At 74.0% G+C, this 25429-nt stretch carries 24 protein-coding genes and 1 riboswitch; of the genes, 11 read left to right on the plus strand and 13 right to left on the minus strand.

The window, feature by feature from the left end; translation table 11 throughout:
• The first annotated feature begins 114 nt into the window (after positions 1–114).
• Together ABGB11_RS06820 and thiI are read left to right on the plus strand one after the other, a co-directional pair.
• Complete coding sequence (locus tag ABGB11_RS06820; RefSeq protein WP_347629939.1) at positions 115–1140, plus strand: 6-phosphofructokinase; 1026 nt, start codon at positions 115–117, stop codon at positions 1138–1140.
• A gap of 118 nt (positions 1141–1258) precedes the next feature.
• On the plus strand, positions 1259–2491 hold the full coding sequence (gene thiI, locus ABGB11_RS06825) for a tRNA uracil 4-sulfurtransferase ThiI (RefSeq protein WP_347629941.1): 1233 nt from the start codon (positions 1259–1261) through the stop codon (positions 2489–2491).
• A 42-nt stretch (positions 2492–2533) separates the two neighbouring features.
• On the opposite strand, the gene ABGB11_RS06830 is transcribed toward thiI, so the two are convergent.
• The 3 genes from ABGB11_RS06830 to aroF all read right to left on the minus strand — a co-directional run bounded on the left by ABGB11_RS06830 (position 2534) and on the right by aroF (position 5703).
• The gene (locus ABGB11_RS06830) at positions 2534–3427 is read right to left on the minus strand and encodes a DUF5954 family protein (RefSeq protein ID WP_347629943.1); all 894 of its coding nucleotides are present in this window, start codon (positions 3425–3427) and stop codon (positions 2534–2536) included.
• 53 nt (positions 3428–3480) lie between these two features.
• Positions 3481–4419 carry an EamA family transporter gene (locus ABGB11_RS06835; RefSeq protein ID WP_347629945.1) on the minus strand — a complete coding sequence of 313 codons (939 nt, stop codon included), beginning with the start codon at positions 4417–4419 and terminating at the stop codon, positions 3481–3483.
• Between the two features lie 237 nt (positions 4420–4656).
• A complete protein-coding gene (gene aroF, locus ABGB11_RS06840) occupies positions 4657–5703 on the minus strand; it encodes a 3-deoxy-7-phosphoheptulonate synthase (RefSeq protein ID WP_347629947.1) in 1047 nt (348 codons plus the stop codon).
• A gap of 257 nt (positions 5704–5960) precedes the next feature.
• On the opposite strand from aroF, the gene ABGB11_RS06845 reads away from it, so the two are divergent.
• The 5 genes from ABGB11_RS06845 to ABGB11_RS06865 all read left to right on the plus strand — a co-directional run bounded on the left by ABGB11_RS06845 (position 5961) and on the right by ABGB11_RS06865 (position 11024).
• Positions 5961–6584: a sulfite oxidase-like oxidoreductase gene (locus tag ABGB11_RS06845; protein WP_347629949.1), complete on the plus strand. Its 624-nt coding sequence runs from the start codon at positions 5961–5963 to the stop codon at positions 6582–6584.
• Positions 6585–6685: 101 nt separating this feature from the next.
• Complete coding sequence (locus ABGB11_RS06850) at positions 6686–8035, plus strand: histidine kinase (RefSeq protein WP_347629951.1); 1350 nt, start codon at positions 6686–6688, stop codon at positions 8033–8035.
• A 79-nt stretch (positions 8036–8114) separates the two neighbouring features.
• On the plus strand, positions 8115–8912 hold the full coding sequence (locus ABGB11_RS06855) for a LytTR family DNA-binding domain-containing protein (protein WP_347629953.1): 798 nt from the start codon (positions 8115–8117) through the stop codon (positions 8910–8912).
• Complete coding sequence (locus ABGB11_RS06860) at positions 8902–9315, plus strand: hypothetical protein (RefSeq protein WP_347629955.1); 414 nt, start codon at positions 8902–8904, stop codon at positions 9313–9315. Before ABGB11_RS06855 ends, ABGB11_RS06860 begins: the two co-directional genes overlap by 11 nt.
• Positions 9312–11024 (plus strand): cation acetate symporter, encoded by a 1713-nt coding sequence (locus ABGB11_RS06865; RefSeq protein ID WP_347629957.1) that lies wholly within the window; start codon positions 9312–9314, stop codon positions 11022–11024. Before ABGB11_RS06860 ends, ABGB11_RS06865 begins: the two co-directional genes overlap by 4 nt.
• Before the next feature lie 628 nt (positions 11025–11652).
• On the opposite strand, the gene ABGB11_RS06870 is transcribed toward ABGB11_RS06865, so the two are convergent.
• The 6 genes from ABGB11_RS06870 to thiO all read right to left on the minus strand — a co-directional run bounded on the left by ABGB11_RS06870 (position 11653) and on the right by thiO (position 17692).
• On the minus strand, positions 11653–12501 hold the full coding sequence (locus ABGB11_RS06870) for a deoxyribonuclease IV (RefSeq protein ID WP_347629959.1): 849 nt from the start codon (positions 12499–12501) through the stop codon (positions 11653–11655).
• Between the two features lie 20 nt (positions 12502–12521).
• Entirely contained in the window at positions 12522–14435 is a 1914-nt protein-coding gene (pknB, locus tag ABGB11_RS06875; RefSeq protein WP_347629960.1) for a Stk1 family PASTA domain-containing Ser/Thr kinase, read from the minus strand.
• Positions 14436–14471: 36 nt separating this feature from the next.
• Complete coding sequence (locus ABGB11_RS06880; RefSeq protein WP_347629962.1) at positions 14472–15440, minus strand: DMT family transporter; 969 nt, start codon at positions 15438–15440, stop codon at positions 14472–14474.
• 145 nt (positions 15441–15585) lie between these two features.
• Complete coding sequence (locus ABGB11_RS06885) at positions 15586–16365, minus strand: thiazole synthase (RefSeq protein ID WP_347629964.1); 780 nt, start codon at positions 16363–16365, stop codon at positions 15586–15588.
• A gap of 2 nt (positions 16366–16367) precedes the next feature.
• Positions 16368–16568, minus strand: coding sequence for a sulfur carrier protein ThiS (gene thiS / locus ABGB11_RS06890; protein ID WP_347629966.1), 201 nt, complete (start codon positions 16566–16568; stop codon positions 16368–16370).
• Positions 16565–17692 (minus strand): glycine oxidase ThiO, encoded by a 1128-nt coding sequence (thiO, locus tag ABGB11_RS06895; protein WP_347629968.1) that lies wholly within the window; start codon positions 17690–17692, stop codon positions 16565–16567. The genes thiS and thiO overlap by 4 nt, the downstream gene beginning before the upstream one ends.
• Positions 17682–17794, minus strand: a riboswitch (TPP riboswitch). It overlaps the preceding gene by 11 nt.
• A 94-nt stretch (positions 17795–17888) precedes the next feature.
• On the opposite strand from thiO, the gene ABGB11_RS06900 reads away from it, so the two are divergent.
• The 4 genes from ABGB11_RS06900 to ABGB11_RS06915 all read left to right on the plus strand — a co-directional run bounded on the left by ABGB11_RS06900 (position 17889) and on the right by ABGB11_RS06915 (position 20603).
• The gene (locus ABGB11_RS06900; RefSeq protein ID WP_347629970.1) at positions 17889–19106 is read left to right on the plus strand and encodes an FAD-dependent oxidoreductase; all 1218 of its coding nucleotides are present in this window, start codon (positions 17889–17891) and stop codon (positions 19104–19106) included.
• A gap of 78 nt (positions 19107–19184) precedes the next feature.
• Entirely contained in the window at positions 19185–19559 is a 375-nt protein-coding gene (locus tag ABGB11_RS06905; protein WP_347629972.1) for an Rv2175c family DNA-binding protein, read from the plus strand.
• Between the two features lie 120 nt (positions 19560–19679).
• On the plus strand, positions 19680–20348 hold the full coding sequence (gene thiE / locus ABGB11_RS06910; RefSeq protein ID WP_347629974.1) for a thiamine phosphate synthase: 669 nt from the start codon (positions 19680–19682) through the stop codon (positions 20346–20348).
• 96 nt (positions 20349–20444) lie between these two features.
• Entirely contained in the window at positions 20445–20603 is a 159-nt protein-coding gene (locus ABGB11_RS06915) for a hypothetical protein (RefSeq protein WP_347629976.1), read from the plus strand.
• Between the two features lie 39 nt (positions 20604–20642).
• On the opposite strand, the gene ABGB11_RS06920 is transcribed toward ABGB11_RS06915, so the two are convergent.
• The 4 genes from ABGB11_RS06920 to ABGB11_RS06935 all read right to left on the minus strand — a co-directional run bounded on the left by ABGB11_RS06920 (position 20643) and on the right by ABGB11_RS06935 (position 25370).
• Positions 20643–21446: a protein kinase gene (locus ABGB11_RS06920; protein WP_347629978.1), complete on the minus strand. Its 804-nt coding sequence runs from the start codon at positions 21444–21446 to the stop codon at positions 20643–20645.
• Between the two features lie 92 nt (positions 21447–21538).
• A complete protein-coding gene (locus ABGB11_RS06925) occupies positions 21539–23680 on the minus strand; it encodes a glycoside hydrolase family 3 C-terminal domain-containing protein (RefSeq protein WP_347629980.1) in 2142 nt (713 codons plus the stop codon).
• Entirely contained in the window at positions 23680–24240 is a 561-nt protein-coding gene (locus ABGB11_RS06930) for a carboxymuconolactone decarboxylase family protein (protein WP_347629982.1), read from the minus strand. Before ABGB11_RS06930 ends, ABGB11_RS06925 begins: the two co-directional genes overlap by 1 nt.
• A gap of 77 nt (positions 24241–24317) precedes the next feature.
• The gene (locus tag ABGB11_RS06935) at positions 24318–25370 is read right to left on the minus strand and encodes a polyprenyl synthetase family protein (protein WP_347629984.1); all 1053 of its coding nucleotides are present in this window, start codon (positions 25368–25370) and stop codon (positions 24318–24320) included.
• Positions 25371–25429 lie beyond the last annotated feature (59 nt).

The following is a 25429-nucleotide window of genomic DNA, read 5'->3' on the forward strand; positions in this document are numbered from 1 at the left end:
AGACCAATGGCGGCGCGCCGGGACACCCGGCGAAAACCCGCGCCGCCGCATGCCGGCGGCTAGTCTGAGCATGTCGATCGAGGGAGGAGACCGGTGGCTGGAGAAGGTGGCGGCATGCGCGTCGGAGTGTTGACCGGTGGCGGCGACTGCCCCGGGCTGAACGCGGTGATCCGCGCGGTCGTCCGGAAGGGCGTGCAGGAGTACGGCTTCGAGTTCGTCGGCTTCCGGGCCGGCTGGCGCGGTCCCCTCGAAGGCGACACCGTGGCCCTCGACGTCCAGGCCGTGCGCGGGATCCTGCCGCGCGGCGGGACGATCCTCGGCTCGTCCCGGACCAACCCGGTCAAGGTCGAGGGCGGCATCGAGCGGATCAAGGACAACCTCGCCGGGCTCGGCGTGGACGCGCTGATCGCCATCGGCGGCGAGGACACCCTCGGCGTCGCGCGCGAGCTGTACGGCAACGGCGTCAACGTCGTCGGCGTCCCGAAGACGATCGACAACGACCTGAACGCGACCGACTACACCTTCGGGTTCGACACCGCGGTGAACATCGGCATGGAGGCCGTCGACCGGCTGCACACCACCGCCGAGAGCCATCACCGCGCGCTGATCTGCGAGGTCATGGGCCGGCACGCGGGCTGGATCGCGCTGCACGTCGGGATGGCCGCCGGCGCCAACGTCATCCTGATCCCCGAGCGGCCCTTCGACATCGAGAAGGTCTGCCAGTACGTGGAGAGCCGGTTCAAGACCCGGTACGCGCCGATCATCGTGGTGTCCGAGGGCGCCCACCCGGTCGACGGGCAGATGCAGTTGCAGACCGGCGAGCGCGACGCGTTCGGGCACGTCCGGCTCGGCGGCATCGGCCAGGCCCTCGCCGACGAGATCGAGAAGCGCACCGGCAAGGAGGCCCGCGCCACCGTGCTCGGGCACATCCAGCGCGGCGGCACGCCCACCGCGTTCGACCGCGTCCTCGCCACCCGCTTCGGCCTCCAGGCCATCGACGCGGTCAAGGACGGCGACTACGGCAAGATGGTCGCGCTGCAGGGCACCGACATCGTCCGCGTCGGGCTCGACCAGGCGACCAAGGAGCTGAAGACCGTCCCGCTGGAGCGCTACTCCGAGTCCGAGGTCTTCTTCGGCTGACCGCGGCCCTCCTGGCGGGAATGCCGCGCCTCGCGCGCGCCGTTACCCGTTCGCGGTGTCGCCGTTTTTGGGCGACACTGGCTTCGACCCCGACTTGTTCCCGCCAGGAGGACCACGCATGACCACGCTCGACACCGCGCCGGCGGACGTCCGGGAGCAGTCGCCGGTGGACGGCGAGCCGTGTGTGCTGCTCAAGCTCGGTGAGGTCGTCCTCAAGGGCAAGAACCGCGAGCAGTTCGAACGCCGCCTCGCCGACAACGTGCGCAACGCCGTCCGCCCCATCGCCCGGGTCGACGTCGTCCGCCGCCACGGCGTGTTCATCGTCCGCAAGCACGATGCCGACCTCGCCACCATGGAGCGGGTCGCGCAGCGGATCACCGACGTCATGGGCATCGTGTGGGCGCACCGCGCCTGGCGGGTCGGCAAGGACCTCCCCAGCGTCGAGCGCGCCGCCCTGGAGCTGATGGACGGCCGCACCGGGACGTTCGCCGTCCGGTCCCGCCGCCGCGACAAGCGCTTCCCGATGACGTCCACCGAGCTGGACCGGCACGTCGGCGCGCTCCTCACCGCCCGCTACGGCCAGCCCGTCCGGCTCAAGGACCCCGAGCACACCCTGTCGATCGAGGTCGACCGGGACGAGGTGTTCGTCTACTCCGGCGGCCTGCCGGGCCAGGGCGGCCTGCCGGTCGGGATGAGCGGCCGCGCCCTCGTGCTGATGTCCGGCGGCATCGACTCGCCCGTCGCCGCGTACCGGATGATGCGGCGCGGCCTGCGCGTGGACTACCTGCACTTCTCCGGCATGCCGTTCACCGGCCCCGAGTCGATCTACAAGGCGTACGCGCTGGTCCGCGAGCTGGACAAGTTCCAGGGCGGGTCGCGGCTGTTCGTCGTGCCGTTCGGCAAGGCGCAGCAGCAGATCAAGTCGTCCGGCGCCGACCGGCTCGCGGTGATCGCGCAGCGCCGGCTGATGCTGCGCACCGGCGAGGTGCTCGCCCGCCGCCTGCGCGGCTCCGCGCTGATCACCGGTGACGCGCTCGGCCAGGTGTCCAGCCAGACCCTCGCCAACATCACCGCGCTGGACGACGCCGTCGAGCTGCCCATCCTGCGCCCGCTCGTCGGCATGGACAAGATCGAGATCATGGACCAGGCCCGCCGCATCCGCACCCTGTCGATCTCCGAGCTGCCCGACGAGGACTGCTGCACCGTCCTCGCGCCCCGCCGCGCCGAGACCCGCGCCAAGATCGACGACCTGCACCGCATCGAGAAGCGCCTCGACGTCGGCGAACTCGCCGACCAGCTCGCCGAGTCCGTCCAGGAGCACCGCCCGGCCTACGCCGACCAGCCCGCCTGACCACGGTTCATCGTGGGGGGCGCCCCCACGCCCGCGGCAAGATCAGCGGGCGTCGAAGTCCGACGCGCGCGGGGCCTCGGGGCCGTCGTGGCCCATCAGGGTGATGCGCTCGATGCGGACGATGCGGAAGCGGCGGCCCGCGACGGCGATGCCGTTGCGGCGGGTCTCGGCCTCCATCAGCTCCGCCGCCTCCGCGAAGCGTTCGAGGTCCGTCGCGGCGGGGCTCTCCACCGCCGGCACCACGTGCCGGAAGTAGGTGACCAGCGAGTCGCGGGCCTGCTGCGGCGCGTCGTACAGCCGCCCCACGGGGCGCCAGCGCTTCTCGCCGCGCTCGGCGACCGTGAAGACCGGCGCCAGCGCGACCGGGGTGAGGAACGCGCCGGGCGGCTCGGCGCCGGCGGCCGCCTCCAGCACCCGGTGGAGCAGCTCGGCCGCCGCGCCGCCGGCCGCCGGGTCGTCGTCGGGCAGCAGCTCGTACGGGCGGCCGGGCGGGACGCGGCGGGCGGGCAGCGGGTCCAGGTCCGTCGGGCGGGGCGGCTCCGGGCCGTCCGGGCCCGTGCGGACCAGCTGCTCGATCCGCACGATCCGGAACCGGCGCGCGCCCGCGACGACGTCGTCGGACGGTGCGCGCTGCAGCGTCCGGGCCGCGTCGAGCAGGACGCGCGCCTCGGCGCCGCCGCACAGCGCGGCGAGGTCCTCCAGATGGACGGCCAGCAGCTCCCGCGCGCCCTGCGGCAGCGGGTCGCACGGGCACACGATCTGCCAGCCGCCGGGGACGCGCTCGGCCGCCGTGAACAGCGCGCCGACCACCACCGGCTCCGGGTAGGCGGACGCGGCTCGGCACGCGTCCGCCAGCATCACGGCGGCGACCGGGTCGACACCGTCCAGATCCTCCGGGAACAGCCGCCCCCCGGCGTCACCATCGCCCGTTGTCATGCCGGCCATCATCCCCGCCGCGCCCGGCCCGGCCAATGGTTCAGACCAATTCGTTACCGCCGCGTTTTCCATCGGACGGGCGCGACGAGGACCACCAGGCTCGCTGCGAGCAGCACGAGACCGGCCTGCGCCGGGCCGCCGAGACGCTCGTCCAGCACGGCGGTGCCGAGCACCGCCGCCACCGCCGGCTCCGCCAGGGTCAGCGTCGTCGCCGTGGTGGCGGGGGTCGTGCGCAGGCCCCGGGCGAACAGCAGGTAGCCGCCGCCCGTCGTGATGACGCCGAGGTAGAGCGCGATGAGCGCGCCCGTCCCCGTCGCCAGCCAGCTCGTCGAGCCGGCCAGCAGCACCGCGAAGAGCGGGACGGCCGCGGTGCCGAACAGCGCTCCGGCCACGGCCCGGTCCTCCTCGCCCCGGGTGATGAGGACGGACGCCACCGTCGCGTACACCGCGTACGACAACCCGGACAGCAGGGCCAGCGCGATGCCGAGCGGCTCGGCGCCCGCGTCCCGGCCGCCGCCCACGAGCAGGGCGCACCCCGCCACGGCGCCGGCGGTCGCGAGCATCCAGCGGCCTCCCGGCGCGGACCGCCGGACGGCCAGCCCGATCAGGCCGGCGAAGACGGGCGCGCCGCCGATCGTGACGACGGTGCCGACCGCCACGCCGGTCCGCCCGGCGGCGACGAAGAAGGCCGTCTGGTACACGCTGATCGCGACCGCGCCCAGCCCGATGAGCGGCAGGTTGCGGCGCTCGCGCAGCAGCCGGCGCAGCCCGGCGCCGCGGCGCCTCGACGCGGCGAGCGCGAGCAGCATGAGGCCGCCGACGACGATGCGGATCGCCGCGATCGAGTACGGGGACGCGCCGTCGGCGAAGGTGCGGACGGTCCCGGTCGTCCCCCACAGGGACGCCGCGAGCAGGACGTCGGCGCCGCCGCGCCGGTTACGGGAGGAAGCGTGCTCTTCGGACGCATGCCGAAGGGACGTGCGCTGTGACACGGAGAAGGCTCCTGGGCTCGAATCGGAAGGGGGCTCCGGATTCGGGGCGCAGGACGACACGGCCGGGCGCGGTTCGCGCCGGGCCGTGCCGGTCGTCGGCAGAGTCGCGGTCGCCGCGCCCCGTCAGGAGCGCGGCGGCCCGCAATCAGGTGCCCAGTAAGCCATGGAAGGGACGATACCGCCTCGCTGATCTTGCCGGGGGGTGTGGGGGGTCGGCCCCCCACAATGAACCGCGGATCAGGCGGGGACGGCGTCCGAGTTCTCGGCCTGGGTGAGGGTGCGGCCGACGAGCGGGGGCAGGTCGCGGACCACCTTCGCCAGCTCGCGCAGATCGCCGTCCACCAGGGCCTGCGGTCCGTCGCACAGCGCGGTCTCCGGGTGCGGGTGCACGTCGATGATCACGCCGTCGGCGCCGACCGCGATGGCGGCGCGGGTCAGCGGCAGGACGAGGTCGCGGCTGCCGCCCGAGTGGGACGGGTCCACGATGACCGGCAGGTGGGAGAGGCGCTGCGCCACCGGCACCGCGGAGATGTCCAGGGTGTTGCGGGTCGCCCGCTCGAACGTGCGGATGCCCCGCTCGCACAGCACGATGTCGAGGTTGCCCCGCTGCGCGACGTACTCGGCGGCCATCAGCCACTCCTCGATCGTCCCGCTCATCCCGCGCTTCAGCATGACCGGCTTGCCGGACTCGCCCGCGGCCTGCAGCAGCGCGAAGTTCTGCGCGTTGCGGGTGCCGATCTGCAGCATGTCCGCGTAGGACGCGACGAGCTCGACGTCGGCGGCGTCCACGACCTCGGTGACGATCGGCATGCCGGTCTCCGCGCGGACGTCGGCGAGGATGCGCAGCCCGGCCTCGCCGAGCCCCTGGAACGCGTACGGCGACGTCCGCGGCTTGAACGCGCCGCCGCGCAGCAGCGTCGCACCCGCGGCCTGCGCCATCTGCGCGGCGCCGAGGGTCTGCTCGGGGGTCTCCACCGCGCACGGGCCGGCGATCAGCGTCATGGTGCCGGGGCCGATCGGCACGCCGCCGACCCGGACGACCGAGCGCTCGGCGTGGTTCTCGCGGCTCACCAGCTTGTGCGGCGCCGAGATGCGGATGACGTCGCTGACGCCCCGCATGCCGCGCAGGTTCAGCGTGCCGAACTGCTGGACGTCGCCGACCAGCCCGACGATGGTCCGTTCCACGCCGCGGCTGACGAAGGCGTCACCCCCTGCCGTCTCGACCAGTGAGACGACGGCCTTGATATCCGCTTCGCTGGCCTCCGGGGCCATGACGACGACCATGGGTGTGCTGCCTCTCCTCTACGCCCGGGAACCCGGCTCCGGCCCCTGGGACGACGAAAGCCCCGGGCCGGCCGGCCCGGGGCTTTCGCCTGTGGTCTGTCAGCGCAGCGTCTGGCAGACCAGCCGCCCGGGCTGGTCGAACCAAAACAGATACACGACGTTGCGCACGGGTTCAGCGTAGCCGATCGCCGGGACGGGGGCCCGCACGCACCCCCGGATATGGCTCAGCTCACTCCGGATGGCAGGATGGCCGCGTCATGAGCGACCCCGAACAGCCCGCACCGCGGCCGCGCGATCTGCCGCCCGGCCAGTACGTCCCCCGGGGCTGGCCCGTCCTGCACTACGGCCCCGTGCCGAAGTTCCGTCCCAAGGACTGGGACTTCCGGGTCTTCGGCGCGACCGAGTCGGGGGAGCAGCACCGCTGGACCTGGGACGAGTTCGACGCCCTGCCGAGGATGCGGTCGGTCGCCGACTTCCACTGCGTCACCAAGTTCACGATCCCGGACAACGAGTGGGAGGGCGTCCCGGGCACGGCGTTCGTGGAGATGGCACCGCCCGCGCCGGACGTGACGCACGTGATGGTCTGGGCCGAGTACGGCTACAGCGCCAACATCCGGATGAGCGACTTCCTCGCCGACGGGACGATGTTCGCCACCCACCGCGACGGCGAGCGCCTCAGCCCCGACCACGGCTTCCCCGTCCGGATCGTCGTCCCGCACCTGTACGCGTGGAAGAGCGTGAAATGGGTCCGCGGCGTCGAGTACCTGGTGAAGGACCGGCGCGGCTTCTGGGAGGAGCGCGGCTACCACAACGTCGCCGACCCGTGGCACGAGCAGCGCTACTCCTACCAGGAGGACGAGGGCGAGTCTCCGCCGCTGTGACGTGAGCCCCCGCCGGGGGCGCGGGCCGTGGCCCATCCGAGACCTTCGTAAATGAGCAACGACCGCACCTGGGCGGGCGGCAGCCGTTACCGTACGTTGCCATGGTCATACCGTCCGTCGCGGACGCCGTCGCGTGCGCCACGGCCGCCGGTGCCGCCGGGGTCGGGGCGCTGCGCCGCCGGCTCCCCCCGCCGCGCCGCGCGCACGCCGACCCGGGCGAGGCGGCGGCGTTCGCCGCGCTGCACCTGGTGGCGCGCGCCGCCCCGTCCCTGCGCGCCGGGCTGACGGAGAACGCGGCGCGCCCGGCGGCCCGGCGCCTCCGCGTGCTGCTCTGCGCCGAGGCGGTCGCGCTGGTCGCGGTGCGCGCGCCGGCTGCCGTCCCGGACGGCGGCGCGGGCTCCGATGAGGGCGCGGCGACCGGCGAGGGCGCGGGCTCCGGCGAGGGCGCGGGGCGGGCCGCGCCCCGGCTGCTGGCCTGGGACGGCGCGGGCCGCGCCGCCCACGCCGCCGACGCCGTCGGGCACGTCCTGCCCGTCCTCGCGTCGGCCCGGCCCCGCGTGATCGCGCCGGAGGTGCTCGGCTGCGGTTCCGCGCGGTGCCGCGTCCGGGCGGCGATGGTCGCCCCGCTCACCGTCGAGGGACGCGTCGAGGGGGCGCTCGCCGCGTACTGGGACGGCCCGTCGGCGGCGCGCGTCCGCGCGGTCGGCGAGGCCGCCCGGCTCGTCACCGGGCAGCTGGAGCTGGCCGGGCTCGACTCCGCCCGGGTCCGGCTCGCGGAGGCCGAGCGGCGGGCGCTGCGCGCGCAGATCTCCCCGCACTTCGTCTACAACTCGCTGACCACGATCGCCTCGTTCGTCCGCACCGACCCCGACCGGGCCCGCGGGCTGCTGCTGGACTTCGCCGACTTCGCCCGCTACTCCTTCCGCAACCCCCGCGACTTCACCACCCTCGCCGACGAGCTGCGCTCCCTCGACCGCTACCTGCTGCTGGAGCGGGCAAGGTTCGGCGACCGGCTGCGCTGCCGGGTCGAGATCGCGCCGGAGGTGCTGCCGGTCGCCGTCCCGTTCCTCGCCCTCCAGCCGCTCGTGGAGAACGCCATCCGGCACGGCATGGCGGGGGAGCGCGAGGCGTTCCACATCTCCATCGTGGCCCGCGACTCCGGTGCCGAGGCCGCGATCAGCGTCGAGGACGACGGGGTCGGCATGGACCCCGAGCGGCTCCAGGAGATCCTCTCCGCGCCGCTCGGCCGTCCCGGCCCGACCGGCTGGGGCAGCGTGGCGACCCGGGCCCGGCAGGACGGCGGCCCCGGGATCGGGCTCGCGAACGTCGACGAGCGCATGCGCCAGGTCTACGGCGACGAGTACGGGCTCACCGTCGAGACCGCTCTCGGCGCCGGGACCAAGGTCAATCTGCGTATCCCGAAATATCGTCCGGGCGTGTTCCCGGATTGACGCCCGCCGCGCGGGCGGTACGGAACTCACTTCATGGAATCGATTGCGGACAGACGGTAATCGCGGCAAAGTCACCCCCATGCTTCACGTCCTCGCGGTCGACGATGAACGCCCCGCCCTGGAGGAGCTGACGTACCTGCTGCGCAGGGACTCCCGGATCGGGCGGGTCACTGGCGCGGGGGACGCCTCGTCCGCGCTGCGCGACCTCAGCCGCATGCTCGTGGAGGGAGAGCACCTCGACGCCGTGTTCCTGGACATCCGCATGCCGGGCCTCGACGGGCTCGACTTCACCCGGCTCCTCACCGGCTTCGCCGCGCCGCCGCACGTGGTGTTCGTGACCGCGCACGACGACTGCGCCGTCACCGCCTACGAGCTGGGCGCGCTCGACTACCTGCTGAAGCCCGTCCGGCCGGAGCGGCTCGCCGAGTCGGTCCGCCGGGTGGCGGCGGCCGCGCACCGCCCGGCCCCACACGCCGAGGACGCCGGACTCGACCCCGCCGACGAGATGATCCCCGTCGAGCTCGGCGGGCGCACCCGGCTCGTCTCCCGCCGGACGGTCACGCACGTCGAGGCGCAGGGCGACTACGTCCGGCTGCACACCGCCGACGGCGGCTACCTCGTGCGGATGCCGCTGTCGGTGCTGACGAAGCGGTGGGAGGGCGCCGGGTTCATCCGCATCCACCGCAGCACGCTGGTCGCGTCCGCGCACATCACCGAGCTGCGCTTCGACGGGGGCCGCGCGGCCGTCCAGATCGGGGACGAGCTGCTGCAGGTCAGTCGCCGCCACACCCGCGAGGTGCGCGACCTGCTGGTCCGCCGGTTCCACCAGCCGGGCGAGGACGGCGCCCCGGCGGGGGAGGCCCGCGATGGCCGATGAGCGCCGCGCCGTGATCGCCGAGACGTCCGGCGCCGCGCCGCCGGACGCCCCCGCGACCGGCTCCGAACCGCCCGGGTCCGACCCGGGCGAGCCGTCCCATCCCGGCCGGCCGTGCGCCCCGCCCGCCCCGCGGCCGGGGGAGGCGGAGGCGCGCGCCCTGATCCGCGCCCAGCTGCGGATCGCCCTCGGCACCGCCGCGATCGTCATGGCCGTGGTGACGGGGCTGCCCGCGCTGCTCGCGCTCGTCCCGGCGGTCGCGCGGGCGCGCGTGGGCGGCGTTCCGCTGTCCTGCGCCGTCCTCGCGCTCGGCATCCAGCCGGTGTGGGTCGCGGTGGCGTTCCGGCAGCTGAGACGGGCCGAACGCGCCGAACGCGAGCTCACCGGGACGGCGGGACGGCGGTGACCGCGGCGGCCGCGGCGGCGGCGCTCACCGCCCTGCTCGGCATGACCGCCCTCCTCGGCGCGCACGCCCGCCGCTCGGCCTGCACCACCTCCGACCTGCGGGTCGCCTCGCGGGGCGTCAGCCCCTGGTGGAACGCCTCCGCGGTCGGCGGCGAGTACATCTCCGCCGCCGCGTTCCTCGGCACCGCGGGGCTGGTGCTCGCCTACGGCGCCGACATGCTGTGGCTCCCGGTCGCGGCGACCGCCGGGTACGTCCTGCTCCTGGCGTTCGTGTCGGCGCCGCTGCGCCGGTCCGGCGCCTACACCGTCTCCGACTTCGCCGAGTGGCGGCTCGGCTCCCCGGCCGTGCGGCGCATCGTCACGTGCTGCGTCTGCTGCATCGGCTGGTTCTACCTCCTGCCGCAGTTCCAGGGGGCGGGCGTCACCCTGCGCGTGCTGACCGGTGCCCCGGTCTGGGCCGGCTGGGCCGTCGTGGTCGCGGTCACGTTCCCGCTCGTCGGCTCCGGCGGCGGGATGCGCAGCATCACCTCCGTCCAGGCCGTCCAGTTCTGGGTGAAGCTGGCCGTCGTCGCCGTCTCCGCGGCGGCGCTGCTCGGCGCCTGGAAGCTGCACGGCGCCCCCACCCCCGTCGGCGACGGCCCGCCGCGGTTCGACCGGACGACCCGCGTCCACGTGCGCACCGACGTCGCGGTGACCGTCCCCGTGCCGGTCACCGTCACCGCGCAGGGCCGGCTGGACGGCGTCCGCCGCCGCGGCGAGGCCGTCTCCCTCACCGAGGGCCCGCACACCATCGGCCGCGAGACCGAGGTGGTCTTCCCGGAGGGCGCGGCCGTGCCCCATGCCGACCGCCTGCCCCTGCAAGCCCACGACGCGTGGGCGACCCCGTTCGGCCGCGACGAGGACCACGAGCTGTTCGGCACCTACTCGGCGCTCCTCGGCGTCCTGCTCGGCACCATGGGCCTGCCCCACATCCTGATGCGCTTCTACACCAACGGCTGCGGGAGCGCCGCCCGCCGGACGGCCGCCCTCATCCCGGTCCTCCTCGCGCTGTTCTACGTCTTCCCCACCGTCTACGCGGCACTCGGGCGCATCTACGCGCCCGAACTGCTGATGACCGGCGACACCGACGCGGCCGTCCTCCTGCTCCCGCAGCGGATGGCCCCCGGACCGGCCGGCGCCCTGCTCACCGGCCTCATCACGGCCGGCGCCTTCGCCGCGTTCATCTCCACGTCCTGCGGGCTCGCCGTCGCCATCGCCGGGACGATCGCGCAGGGCGTCCGCCGCCGCAGCGGCGCCACCGCCTTCCGCGCCGGCGTCGTCCTCGCGCTCGGCGCACCGCTCGTCCTCCTGCCGAGGATCGGCCCGCAGAGCGCGGCCGCCCTCGTCACCACCGCGCTCTGCGTCTCCGCGTGCACCCTGTGCCCGCTGCTCGTCCTCGGCATCTGGTGGCGCGGCCTCACCGCCGCCGGCGCCGCCACCGGACTCCTCCTCGGCGCCGGCGCCGCCGTCACCGCGGGCATCGTCCGCCTGCTGCACGGCGCCGGAACGGGCTGGACGGCCGCCCTGCTCACCGCGCCCGCCCTGATCGTCGTCCCGGCCGCCTTCACCGCCATGGTCGCGGTGTCCCTGCTGACCCGCCACCGCGTCCCCCGCGGCACCGACCGCGCCCTGAGGAAACTGCACCTCCCCGAGGACGCCGCCGCGCACTGAGCGGGAGACCGCTCGTCCCCCCGAACCGACCGCTCACCGCGTGACTACGCTACGCATGTCTATGACTACGCACCGTTTACCGAGCCTTGTGCTTCCCAGGGGTCCAACCGTGGAATCACCCCTCTAGTGTTCTCAATGACACACCGCTCCGGAGGGGCGGGCGGCCCCCGGCCGCGAACCCTCCCACAAGAGCAAATCCGGAGATCCGGTTCAACCCGGATCGTGAGTCGCGGGATCCCGTACCGGGGGGGTGGGATCCGGCGGCCTGTGGCTCGGGCGTCGCTGAACAGTCGGGGGGTTGTCCAGCGGCGCCCGAGCTCGTATTTATTGCTTTTTCTCCTCCTTCGGGCGCTGGGCGCCCTCCATCGTCGACAAAAGCGGGCGATCGCTGGCATCGCTCCGACTCGCCTAGCGGCTCGCTGCGCGATCAGGTTCTCGCTTCGCTTGAACCTGCCTTCGGACGCGATCGCGGTCCCCAGGTTGTCGTGTGGTCGCGGTGGTGGCTTGGGTCGGCGGAGTAGTGGGTGCCGGTTGGCGCGCGGGTGCGGGTTTTTCGATCTGCTTCGGCTCGCCTTGCGGCTCGCTTCGCGATCTTGTTCTTACTTCGCTCGAACCTGGCTTCGCGATCTCAGGTGTCGCGTAGGTGTTTCAGGGTTTGTATGTCTTCGGCGTGGGGGGCGGGGGCCCGGCCCGGGGTTTCGATGATGAAGGGGAGGCCGGCCGCGGCGGGGTGGCGGAAGAGGTCGGCGAACGGCGGTTCGCCTATCCGGCCGGCGCCGATGTTCTCGTGGCGGTCCCGGCCGGAGGCGCAGGCGTCCTTGCTGTCGTTGGCGTGGATCAGTTTGAGGCGGCCCTCGCCCACGGTGGCCACGAGGGCGTCGAGGGTGTCCTTGACGCCGCCGGGGGCGGCCAGGTCGTGGCCCGCGGCGAAGGCGTGGCAGGTGTCGAAGCAGACGCCGAGCTTCGGGTGGTCTTCGAGCTTCTCGAAGAAGGGGCCGAGGTCCTGGACCTTGGCGCAGAGCATGTTGTTCTGGCCGGCCATGGGCTCCAGGAGGAGGTCGGGACCGTCCTCGGGGATCTCTTCGAGGAGGGGGAGGACGTGCTCGTGGATCTGCGCCATGGCCGCGTCGTAGGTCTGGGTCACCGCGGAACCGGTGTGGACGACGACGCCGCGGGCGCCGATGGCGCGGCCCCGGGTGAGGGAATGGCGGACCGTGGCGATGGACTTGGCCAGGGTCTCGGGCGTGGGGGAGCCGAAGTTCACCAGGTACGGGGCGTGGACGTAGACGGGGACGTCCTGCGCCAGGAGCTTCGCGTCCTCGGCGGGCTTGCCCTCCGGGAGGGCCCAGCCGCGCGGGTTGGCGACGAAGACCTGGATCGCCTCGGCGCCGATCTCGGCGGCGTACTTCAGGCCGCCGGTGGCGAGGCCGCCGGCCACGGGAACATGCGCCCCGACGGGGCTCTTCGGTGAGGTCATGGCCGGTTCAGCCTAGCCGGTCAGGGGCCCCGGAAAATCGTGACGGTGGAGCCGCGCGGCGCCTCGCCGCTGTTCGGGGACTGGAACCGGACCCGGTCGCCACCGAAGCCCGCCACGGTGACCCGGAAGCCGGAGTCCTCCAGGGCGCGTTTCGCGTCGTCCACGCTGCGGCCCGTCATGTCCGGGACGGGGACCTTCTTCTCCTCGCCGTCGTCGCAGCCGAACTGGAAGGGGCCCGCGTCGACGATGCAGTCGCGCTTGTTGACGACGATGGTGACGTCGTCGCCGCGGGAGACGCCGGTCCCCTCGGCGGGGGCCTGCTCGACCACCGTGTTCGGCTCCTTGCCGTCCACCTGCCTCTTCTGGACGGTGACGTCCAGGCCCATCGAGCGCAGCTGGTTGGCGGCGGCGTCGCCGTTCTCGCCGACGAGGTCGGGCATCGACATGCCGGTGGAGACGACGACGGCGACCGGGTCGTCGGGGGACTGCTTCTCGCCCGCGTCGGGGTCGGTGCTGATGACCTTGTCCTTGGCGACCGTCTGCGACGGGCTCCTGCTCGTCCGGCCCACCTTGAAGCCCTTGTCCTCCAGGGTCTTCGTGGCGTCCGGGAGGGTCTTGTTCCGGACGTCCGGCACCTCGATCGGCGTGATGCCCTTCGAGGGTGTCAGCGTGACCGGCTCGCCCTTGGCGATGCGGGCGCCCGCGGGCGGGTCGGACTTGGCGACGCCTCCCTTGTGGACGCGGTCGTCGTAGACCGCCTTGGCGGTCCGCACCTCCAGGCCGGAGGACTCCAGCTGGTCGCGGGCGTCGGCGACCTTCATCCCGATGATCGACGACGGGACGTGCTCGTACTGGCCGGACGTCTGGTACCAGACCGCCCAGCCGAGGATCACCGCGGCGAGCGTGCCGATGGCGACCAGGACGTACCGGCCGGTCAGCACCCCGATGGCGCGGTCGGTGCGGGTGCGCCGAGGTGCTTCGGCCGGCAGCGTGGTCGCGTCGAGGACGGCGGTGCGCCCCTGGGCCGGTGCCTCGAACACGCTGGTGGGGTTGCGCGAGGCCTCCTCGACGCGCCGGTCGAAGTCGCGGGGCAGGCCGCCGAACACCTCGGCGACCTCGGCGTGGTACTGGTTCGCGTCCTGCGGGCGGCGCGCCGGGTCGTGGCTCGTCGCGTCGGTGACCAGGGCGTCCACCTGCGGGGGCAGGGCAGGGACGACGCTGGACGGCGGCGGGACGATCTCGTTCACGTGCTTGTAGGCGACGGCGAGCGGCGTGTCGCCCTGGTGGGGCAGGTGCCCGGTGACCAGCTCGAACAGCATGATCCCGGCCGCGTACACGTCGGAGCGGACGTCGGCGCTGCCGGCCAGCACCTGCTCGGGGGCCAGGTAGCCGACCGTCCCGATGATCATGCCGGTCTTGGTCATCTTGCTCGCGGTCTCGGCCCGGGCGAGGCCGAAGTCGGCGACCTTGACCTGGCCGTCCTCGGTGATCAGCACGTTCTCGGGCTTGACGTCGCGGTGCACGAGCCCGGCGCGGTGCGCGGCGCCGAGGGCGGCCAGCACCGGCATCATGATCTCCAGCGCGGCGCGCGGCCCGAGCCGGCCGAGCGAGTTCAGCGCGTCGCGGAGCGTGTGGCCCGCGACGTACTCCATGACCAGGAAGGTGTGCTCGCCGTCGGTGCGCTGGTCGTAGACCGCGACGACGTTCGGGTGGGACAGCGCCGCCGCGGCCTTGGCCTCGCCGATGAAGCGGGCGACGAAGTCCTCGTCGGAGGCGAGCCCGGCATGCATCACCTTGATCGCGACGGTCCGGTCGAGCCGGACGTCGCGCGCCACGTAGACCGTGGCCATGCCACCGCGTGCGATGCGGGACTCAATGCGGTAGCGCCCGTCGAGCACGCGCCCGACGAGTGGATCGGCAACCGTCGCGTCCATCGGTGCGAGTTTACGGCCGAATCGGCGAGGTTCTCATCACTCGCGAGTATGAGCATCGATGAGCCCCGAGGCTGACGCCGCCGGGACGGCCGGTTCCGGGGTGACGGCCGGGACGCGGCGGCGCAGGGAGCGGGTGCTGCGGGAGACGGCCACGCCGGCGAGGCACAGGACGCCTCCGGCCAGCGTGATCAGGCCGGGGACCTCGCCGAGGAACAGCCACGACATCACGACGACGAGGGCGGGGGAGGCGTAGGTGGTGGCGCCCATCTTCCCGGCGGACGTGCGGGCGAGGGCGTACCCCCAGGTCGTGAACGCGATCGCGGTCGGGAAGACGCCCAGATAGATCATGTTGAGGGTGGCGCCGGCCGGGGCGTGCGCGGCCTCGGAGACCAGCTGCCCGGAGAACGGCAGGCAGGCCACCGCGCCGATGGCGCACGCGAACGTGGTGAACTGCAGCGGCGAGGCGTGCCGCAGCGAGGGCTTCTGGCTCACGACGCCCGCCGCATAGGCGACGGCGGCGAACACGCACAGCAGCACCCCGCCGACGGACGAGCGCCCCTCGCCGGACATCGACAGCCCGACCACGGCGGCGCCGGCGAAGGAGACGGCCATGCCGGCCAGCAGCCGGGGCGGCAGGCCCTCGTTCAGCAGCCAGCCGCCGAGGAGCGCGATGAGGATCGGCCCGCTGTTGACGACGAGGGCGGCGGTTCCCGCGTCCACCAGCTGCTCGCCCCAGTTCAGGGCGACCATGTAGGCGCCGAACCACAGGATGCCCGCCGTGACGATGCCGGGCCACGCGCCCCTGGGCGGCAGCCCTTCGCGCCGGATGAGCAGGAGCGAGCCCAGCACCACCGACCCGGCGAGGAGCCGGCCGAGGGCAAGGGCGCCTGGGCTGTACTCGGCGCCCGCGCTGCGGATCGCGACGAACGCCGACGCCCAGCACACCACCGTGATCGTGGCGGCCGCCATCGCGAGCTTGTCGACGCGTCCGCTTTCCTGCTGCATGTCTCGCACCTTAGGTTCGGGTCGTTTCCATGAACACCGAAGCGACCTGCCGGGTTGCGGCACGGCCACCGGTGGACGGGCCCAGTCTCACGGTGCGGAGTGTTCAGGTCCAGCGAATACTTCTACAGGGGAACCTTTAGCGTTTCTAAGAGGTGGCGAGCCCGTCGAAGGGGGAGGACGCCTGGGCGTAGCGGCGCTTCGGGATCCGGCCGGCCAGCCGGGCGAGGCGCCCGGCCTCCACCGCGTGCCGCATCGCGGCGGCCATCCGAGCCGGGTGTCGCGCGCGGGTCACGGCCGTCGCGAGGAGCACGGCGTCGCAGCCGAGCTCCATGGCCAGAGCGGCGTCGGACGCGGTGCCGAGCCCCGCGTCCAGGATCACCGGCACGCCCGCCCGCTCGACGATCAGCTCGATGTTGTGCGGGTTGCGGATGCCGAGGCCGGAGCCGATGGGGGAGCCGAGCGGCATCACCGCGGCGCAGCCGATCTGCTCCAGGCGCTGCGCGAGGACCGGGTCGTCGCTGGTGTACGGCAGCACGGTGAACCCGTCGGCGACGAGCTGCTCGGCGGCCTCCACCAGCTCGATCGGGTCGGGCAGCAGCGTGTGCTCGTCCGCGATCACTTCGAGCTTCACCCAGGTCGTGCCGAGTGCCTCGCGGGCGAGCTTGGCCGTCAGGACGGCCTCCCCGGCGGTGAAGCAGCCCGCCGTGTTCGGCAGGACCCGGATCCCGCAGTCCGACAGGACGTCCAGCACCGAGCCGCGCGCGGACGGGTCCACCCGCCGCATCGCGACCGTGGTCAGCTCCGTCCCGGACGCGGTGAGCGCCTCTCGCAGCACCTGCATGCTGGGCGCGCCCCCGGTGCCCATGATCAGCCGGGAGCCGAGCTCGGTGCCCGCGATGACGAGCGGGTCGGTGGTCGTCGCCATGGTCAGCCTCCCTGCACGGCGGTCAGCACTTCGATGCGGTCGGAGTCGCGCAGCGCGGTCGCCTCCCATTCGGCGCGCCGGACGACCTCGTCGTTCAGCGCCGCCGCCACGCCGGTCGCGGCGGCGGTGACGGTCGCGACGACCTCGGCCACGCTCGCGCCGTCGGGCAGCTCGCGCGGCTCACCGTTGACGATCACCTTCATGCGGTCACCTCGGGGGAGAAGCGGTCGGGGGCGAACGGCCCGGCGACCTCGGGGACGGGCCGGTCCAGCAGCATCGCGGACAGGATGTCGGCGCTCACCGGGGTGAGCAGGACGCCGTTGCGGAAGTGCCCCGTCCCCACGAAGAGGCCGGGCAGCGCGGTCGGGCCCATCACGGGCGCGTTGTCGGGGGAGCCGGGACGCAGCCCGGCGGAGACCTCGGCGAACTCCAGCTCGGTGATGCCGGGCAGCAGCTCCCGGGCGTCCCGCAGCAGCTCCCAGAGCCCGCCGGCGGTCACGCGCGTGTCGAAGCCCAGCTCCTCCTGCGTGGCGCCGAGGACGACCTCGCCGTCGGCGCGCGGGACGAGGTACACCGACGAGCCCTTCACGAGCCCGCGGGTGGACCGCCGGAGGAACGGGGTGCGGCCGCGGAGCCGGATCACCTGCCCCTTCACCGGGCGGACGGGTGGAACGGTCCCGGGAGGCAGGCCGTCGAGGCCGTCCGACCACGGGCCCGCGGCCAGCAGCACCCGGTCCGCGCGGAGGACCGTCCCGTCGTCCAGCCGCACCCCGGTCGCCGCGTCGTGCTCGATCACGATCCCGGCCGCCCGCCGCAGGACGAGCCGGACGCCGAGCCGCTCGCCCGCGGCCAGCAGCGCCGGGGTGAGGCGGCGCGGGTCGATCGAGCCGTCCTCGGGGGCGAGCAGCCCCCCGCGCACGCCGGGCGCGAGCATCGGCTCCGCCCGCCGGCACTCCCGGCCGGACAGGGTCTCGACGGGGATGCCGAGGCTCTCCTGGAAGCGGCGGAGGTCGTCGAGGTAGGCCAGGTCGTCGGGGCCGAACGCGACCTCGATGATTCCGTCGGCGCGGTAGCCGGTCTCCAGGCCCGTCTGCTCCTCCAGTTCGGCGACGAACGCGCCGTAGCGGTCGCGGGACGCGAGGCCGAGCCGCAGCAATGGTTCTTCACCGTAGGTCAGCTCGCTGACCGGGGTGAGCATCCCGGCGGCCACCGACGAGGCGCCTCCGGCGGGTTCGGGGTCGACCAGGGTGACGGCGGCGCCGCCCGCGGCGGCCCGCCAGGCCGTGGCGAGGCCGATGACCCCGGCGCCGATGATGACGATCTCCATACGCGCTCCCTTCGCCGGCATGATCCGGATCAGGTCTGGCGGTCGGCGGCCCGTTCAGCCGCCCTCTCAGCCCGGTCGTACCGGACTCCCGCGGTCTGTGCTCTTGTGTCCGCCTCCTACCTTACGACCTTGAGGCCGCGCGCCTTCGCCTGGACAGGTGTCCACCCGGAATCCGGCGCCGGTTAGGGTTGCCTTCATGCAGAGGGTCATCGTCGTGGGTGGCGGGCTGGCCGGCGTGCGCGCCGTGGAGGCCCTGAGGAGCAGGGGCTACGAGGGCGCGCTCACCCTCGTCTCGGCGGAGCGGCACCGCCCCTACGACCGGCCGCCGCTGTCGAAGGCCGTCCTCGCGGGCGACTCCGACGACACGACGGTCGACGCCGACTGGGACGCGCTGCGCTGCGAGCTGCTGCTCGGCGAGCGCGCCACCGGCCTGCGGCTGGACGCCCCCGGACGCGGCGGCGCCGTCGCGTCCACGGCGGGCGACCTGCCCTTCGACGGCCTCGTGATCGCGACGGGGGCGGCACCGATCACCCTGCCCGGGGACGGCCGCCAGCACGTCCTGCGCACCATCGAGGACGCCCGCGACCTGCGGGCCCGGCTGACCCCGGGCGCCCGGATCGTGATCGTCGGGGCGGGCTGGATCGGGGCGGAGGTCGCCACCGCCGCGGCGAAGAAGGGCTGCCGCGTCACGGTCGCCGAAGCGGCCGACACCCCGCTCGCCAACGCTGTCGGGCCCGAGGCCGGCGCGCTGACCGCCCCCTGGTACGCCGAGGCCGGCGTCGAGCTGCGCACCGGCGTCAAGGCCACGGAGGTCGAGGAGGGCGGGCTCGCCCTCGCCGGCGGCGGCCGGATCGGCGCGGACGAGGTGGTCGTCGGCGTCGGCGTCCGGCCCGTCCTGGACTGGCTGGAGGGCTCCGGCCTGCTGCTGGAGCGCGGCGTGGTCACCGACGGCTCGTTCCGCGCCTACACGGGCGAGGAGGACCCCGCTTCGCTGCGCCCGGACGTCGTGGCCGTCGGGGACTGCGCGGCCTGGTGGTCGCGGCGGTACGGCCGGCGGCTCCTCGTCGAGCACTGGGACACCGCCCTCAACGCCCCCGACGTGGCCGCCGCGACCCTCCTCGGACAGGACGCCGTCTACGACGCCGCCCCCTACTTCTGGTCGGAGCAGTTCGGCCGGATGGTCCAGTACGCGGGCAACCACGCCGCGGCCGAGCGGCTCGTCCACCGGGGCGACCCGGCCGGACCGAAATGGGCCGTGGCGTGGCTGACCGGCGACCGCCTCGACGCGATCCTCACCGTCGGCAGGCCCCGCGACCTGGTACAGGCGAGGCGGGTGATCGCCGCCGGGACGCCCGTGGACGCGGAGGCGATCGCCGACCCGGACGTGCCCGTCAAGCAGGTCGTTCGGCGTTAGCGATCGGCGAGGAAACTTAACGGTTGTGCAGGGGGTTTGAGGGTTTCGAAGGCGTGGTAGCAAGGGGGCGTGACGCAGATGCACGCAACCGTTGACAGCGCACTCGACCCCCGGACCGACGCCCTCGCCGGCGAATGGCTCTCCCTGAAGGAGACCGCCGACCGTCTCGGGATCAAGCCCAACCGGATCAAGCAGCTCATCAGCGAGCACCGCCTGCTGGCCGTGCGCCGCGGCGGCGAGCCGATGGTGCCCGCCGCGTTCATCAAGGACGGCCAGGTCATCAAGGGGCTCCCCGGCACCCTGACGCTGCTGTCGGACGCCGGCTTCGACGACGTCGAGACGATCCGGTGGCTGTTCACCGCCGACGACACCCTCCCCGGGACGCCCGTCGAGGCGCTGACGGAGAACCGGGGGACCGAGGTCCGCCGCCGCGCCCAGGCGCTCGCCTTCTAGCCGGCCGCGGGCCGGGTCCGCCCGGCGAGGACGCACGTGACACCATCGCGGGGTCGCGCGCCACGGCACCGTGCCGCCGCGCGGCCCCGCGACCGCATGCGAGAAAGGACGTCCGCCGCCGTGTCCAGGCATCTGCCCTCCGCACGCGCCGTCGAGCTGCGCGAGCGGCTCAGCCGAGCCCGCCTCTACCTCTGCACGGACGCGCGGGAGCGGCACGGCGACCTGCCCGGCTTCCTGGACGCCGTGCTCGGTGCCGGCGTCGACATCGTCCAGCTCCGGCAGAAGGGCCTGGAGGCCCGGCAGGAGATGGCCTCTCTGGAGGTCCTCCGCGCGGCGTGCGACCGGCACGGGGCGCTGCTGGCGGTCAACGACCGCGCCGACGTGGCGCACGCCGTCCGCGCGGACGTGCTGCATCTCGGCCAGGACGACCTGCCGGTCCCCGCCGCCCGCGAGATCGTCGGCGGCGACATGCTGATCGGCCGGTCGACGCACTCGCCCGAGCAGGCGTCCGCGGCGGCGGCCGAGGCGGGTGTGGACTACTTCTGCGCGGGCCCGGTGTGGCCCACCCCGACCAAGCCCGGCCGGCCCGCCCCCGGCCCGAAGCTGGTGGAGTACGTCGCCGGGCAGCGGGTCGCGCGGCCCTGGTTCGCGATCGGCGGGATCGACCTCGGCGCCCTGGACGAGGTCCTGGCCGCGGGCGCGAGCCGCGTTGTGGTCGTCCGGGCGATCACCGAGGCCGCCGATCCGGCCGCCGCCGCGGCGGAGTTCGCCCGCCGGCTGGCCGCCTGAGCCCGGACGGCGGCGGGCCGGCGGCACCGGGGCCTGGTCAGGGTTTGACCTGGATCACGGTGCGGCGCCCGGGTCCGATCGCCGACAATGGGGATCATGAACCTGGGACCCGACGACGACCGCCCGGTCGAGCTGGACGACGACCTGGAGATCCTGCCGGACCAGACGCTCGACGACACCGACACCGGGTGGGGCGAGTGGCGCGCCGGCGACGACGACTCCCGCCTGCTGGAGGACCGGCCGCCGCACTGGTGAGGGCCCGTGCACCGGTGAGGGCCCGTGCACCGGGGCCGGTCAGAACAGCATGCCGAGCGCGAACCCGGCCGCGATGACCGCGCCGAGCGCGACCATCATCCGCCACCGGTAGCGCGGGATCTTCGTGGGCCGCGGCTTCGGCGCCGGGCTCTGCCCCTCCCGCAGCGCCCGGACGACCTGCGGCGCGGTCGGCCGCGCGGCGGGGTTCTTGTCCAGGCAGCGGACGGCGAGGTCGCGCAGCGGGCCCTGCATCTCGCCGAGGTCGGGCCTGCGGGACGTGACGCGCCGCATCACGGCCGCGCTCGGCCCGGTGCCGAACGGCGGCCGGCCCGTCGCGGCGAACACCATCGTCGCGCCCCACGCGAAGACGTCGGCGGGCGGCCCGGCCGGCTCGTCCTCGATCTGCTCGGGCGCCAGGTAGGCGGGCGTCCCGGCGGCGTCGGCGAGGCGCCCGGCGCCGCGGTCGACGACCTTGGCGCCGTCCGGGGCGAGCAGGACGTTGGCGGGCTTGAAGTCGTGGTGCACGACCCCCGCGCGGTGCATCGCCGCGAGCGCCGCGGCGGTGCGCGCGGCGACCTTGCGCAGCCGCGGCCCGGACAGCGGGCCGCGGGCGTCGACCACCTCCTGCAGCCGCGGGCCGTCGGCCTCGCCGCCGGTGAGGTACCGGCTGCCCTGCGCGGGACGCGGCGGCCCCGCGCGCCCCTGCCCGGAGCGGGCCTGCGAGGGGTGCGGCTTGCCGGAGCGCCCGGCGCGGCCGCCGTGGGGCTGGGCCGGGCGCCCGGGACGGGCGGCGGCGCGTGCGGGATGGACGGTCGTCCTCCCGCGGGAGGTGTCGTGCGGCACTGGGGGACTCCGACTCGGCGGGGACGGACGAAGATTTCCTCATTTGTACCGCGTAACCGGCGAGTACGGCAGCGGAACCTCGATCTTCCCCGTCAGCCGCAGGCGCCGAGCGTCCCCGTGCGCTCGATCCGCCGGGAGGACGAACCGACCATGATCTTGTAGCAGCCGCCGGCGACCTTCCAGGCCTTCGCGCCCTCGTTCCAGTAGGCGAACGAGCGCGAAGACAGAGGGAACGTCACCTTCGTGCTCTCGCCGGGTGCGAGCGTGACCTTGGCGTAGCCCTTGAGCTGCTTGGGCGGCTGCAGGACGTCCACGCCGGGCGACGGCATGCCGATGTACAGCTGCGGGACGGCGACGCCGGTCCGCTGACCGGTGTTGGTGACCGTCACCTGCACGTCCTTGGTGCTCGCGGTGAGACCGCTGTAGGCGAACGTGGTGTAGGAGAGGCCGTGCCCGAACGGGAACCGCGGCGCGATCCCCTTGGCGTCGTAGTGCCGGTAGCCGACGAAGACACCCTCGGAGAACGTCGTGGTCTTGCCGACACCGGGGTACTGCGCGGGGTTCGCGGCCGTCGGGGCGTCGTTCTCCTCGACCGGGAACGTCACGGGAAGCCGTCCGCCCGGGTCGACGTCCCCGTACAGGACGCGCGCCAGGGCGTTCCCCGCCTCCTGCCCCGGATACCAGGCCTCGATGATGCCCTTCACCTGCCCTGCCCAGGGCGTCAGCACGGGTCCGCCCGTGTTCAGGACGACGATCGTGTTCGGGTTGGCCCTGGCGACCTCGGAGATCAGCCCGTCCTGGTCGCCGCGGAGCGGTTCGCCGCACTCCAGCGTCAGGCAGGACTTGTCGAAGAACTCGCCCTGGCTGTCGGTCGCGAACACGAGGGCGACGTCGGCGCCGCGGGCCGCGGCGGCGGCCGCCGCGCGGTCGTCACCGGTGGTGTAGGTCACCGTCGCCCCGGCCCCGGCGCGGCGCGTGATGCCGTCCCGCGCGCTGACGGCCGTGAACGGGACGACCTTCGCCGAGCCGAACCCGCTCGGGCTCTCCTGCGCGGCCCGCCCGATCAGCGCGATCGAGCGCGGCGCCTTCAGCGGGAGCACGCCGTCGTTCTTCAGCAGCGTGATGCCGCCCTCCGCGATCCGCCGGGCGGCGGTCTCGCTCGCCGTCCGGTCGATGCGGCTGAGGTCGTTGGGATACGCCTGCCGGTCGAACAGCCCGAACCTGAACATGGTCCGCAGGATGTTCCGGACGTGCCCGTCGATGGTGGCCTGCGTGACCTTCTTCTGAGCGACGGCCGTCTTCAGCAGGAACGCGTTGTACTTCATGCCGATCGGCAGTTCCATGTCGAGCCCGCCGTTGGCGGCGTCGGCCGTGTCCTGCGCCGCGGTGTGGTCCGACGGCACGAAGCCCGTGAAGCCCCACTCCGACCGCAGGATCCCGTTCAGGACGGCGCCGTCCTGGCAGGCCCACCGGCCGTTCAGCTTCCCGAACCCGCACATCACGGTCGCCGCGCCGCCGTCCCCCACGGCGGCCTCGAACGGCGGCAGGTAGATCTCCCGCAGCGTCCGCGGGTCGACGTTCATGCTGAGCGAGAGCCGGTCGGTCTCCTGCGTGTAGACGGCCATGTGCTTGACCGACGTCATCACGCCCCGGTCCTGCGCGGCCTTGATCCACGGTACGCCGAGCGTCGCCGACAGGTAGGGGTCCTCGCCGAAGCCCTCGAACGTCCGGCCGTTGCGGGGCGTGCGCAGGACGTCGACGGTCGGCCCGAAGACGAGGTCGTTGCCCCGGTGCCTGGCCTCCCAGGCGACCGTCCCGCCGTACAGTCCGGCGGCCTCGCGGTCGAAGCCCGCCGCGAGCGCGATCGGCGCGGGCAGTGCCGTGGCCTTGCCCTGCCGCACGCCGGCCGGGCCGTCGGCCATGTACACCGGCGGGATCCCGAGCCGCTCGACGCCGTTGGCCGTGTCCGCGTGCGCCGTCTCGAAGAACCCGCCGAGCGGGCCGCCGAAGGGGTCGTCCGACGCCAGCAGCGCGATCTTCTCGTCCTCGGTCATCTCCGGCATGAGCAGAGCGGTCCGCTGGTCCGGCGTCAGTGCCGTGTTGCACCACGGCCGCTGGGCGGGGTCGCCGCAGCGCCCGAGCGCCGCCCGCGCCTCACCGGGCCCCGGCACCGCCGTGAGGGCCAGCGCGGACGCGAGCGCCGCCGCGGCGGGCAGCCACCGTCCCGTCCGCATCAGCGCCCCTCTCCGGGGCCGGTGCCCTCCTCCGGCTGGACGCGGAGGGCGTTCAGCGCGAAGGCGACCATGTGGTAATGGCCGATCAGCATCACCAGCTCGATCAGCTCGCGCTCCCCGAACCGCCCGGACAGCTCCCTCCACGTCTCGTCGCCGATCGTGCCCTGCTCGTGCAGCTCGTCCGCGGCGGCCAGCACCATGCGGTCGTCGCGGCCCCAGTCGTGCCCGTCGGGGCCGAGGCGGACGGCGGCGATCTCGGCCTCGGTCAGCCCCGCGGCGCGCGCCGGCCCGCGGTGGTGCCCCCACTCGTAGTCGCAGGACCGGTGGTGCGCCGTCCGCAGGATCGCCAGCTCGCGGTCCCGGCCGGGCAGCGTCCCCCGCATCAGCAGCATCGAGCCGAACCCGATCCAGGAGTGGAACAGGCCCGGGTGCCGGGCCAGGGTGGTGAAGAGGTTCAGGGGCCCGGTCGTCGCGACCACGGCCTTGAGCACGTCGTCCCACTCCTCCTCGGGGAGCGGAGCGACGCGCGGGACGCGGTCCGCGGGGCTGTCGGCGCACATGGCGACATTTCTGCCACCAAATGGTGGGAAAGTTCTAGACCGCCGGGGAAAGGTGGCCGGATCGTGCCACCCGCGGTTCAGGTGATGCGTGCGGTGGCGGCGACGGCGAGGTCCGCGAGGGCCTGCCGCGCCTCGGCGGTGATCGGGGCCGCCCGCAGCGCCGCCTCCGCCTCCCGCAGGTACCGCTCGATCATGGCCTCGCAGGCGGCGAGGCCGCCGGTCTCCTCGATGATCGCGCGCAGCTCGTCCACGCCCGGCCGGTCCAGGCCCGGATCGCCGAGCCGGGCCTCCAGGGCCGCGGCCTGGGCCGCGGACGCGCGCTCCAGGGTGAGGGCCACCAGCACGGTCCGCTTGCCCTCGCGCAGGTCGTCGCCGGCGGGCTTCCCGGTCTCGGCCGGGTCGCCGAACACGCCGAGCACGTCGTCGCGGAGCTGGAACGCGATGCCGAGCGGCAGCCCGTAGCCGGTGAGCGCGGCGGTCACGCCGGGACGGGCGCCGGCGAGCGCCGCGCCGAGGTGCAGCGGGCGCTCGATCGTGTACTTGGCGCTCTTGTACTCCACCACGCGCAGCGCCGTGGCGACGGTGGCCTCCCGGCGCGCGCCCTCCAGCATGTCGAGGTACTGGCCGCACATCACCTCGGTGCGCATCAGGTCGTAGACGGCCCGGCCGCGGCGGCGGCTCTCGCCGTCCAGCCCGCACGTCTCGAACATCTCGCTCGACCAGGCCAGGCACAGGTCGCCGAGCAGGATCGCGGCGCCGCCGCCGAACGCCTCCGCGTCGCCCGGCCAGTCCTGCGCGGCGTGCATGGCCTCGAACCTGCGGTGGGCGGACGGCTGGCCGCGCCGGGTGTCGCTGGAGTCCATCACGTCGTCGTGGATCAGCGCGCTCGCCTGGAGCAGCTCCAGGGACGCGGCGGCGGCCACGATGCCGGGGACGTCATCGCCGTCCGCGGCGCGCCACCCCCAGTAGCAGAACGCGGGACGCAGCCGCTTCCCGCCGCCCAGCAGCGCGTCCAGGGCGGACAGCAGGGGCGCGAGGTCGTCACTGATGGTGAGCAGGGCGGGGCGCTGCCGGTCGACGAAGCCCAGCAGCGCCTCGTCGACCTCCTTGCGGATACGGGCGGTCGACATGCCGAGATCGTATCCACCTGGGTGGTTTACACCTCACCGCGAAAACGTGAGAAGTCAGT

It is taken from the genome of Actinomadura sp. B10D3, assembly GCF_039871695.1.
In the GTDB taxonomy this organism is placed as follows: Bacteria; Actinomycetota; Actinomycetes; order Streptosporangiales; family Streptosporangiaceae; genus Spirillospora; species Spirillospora madurae.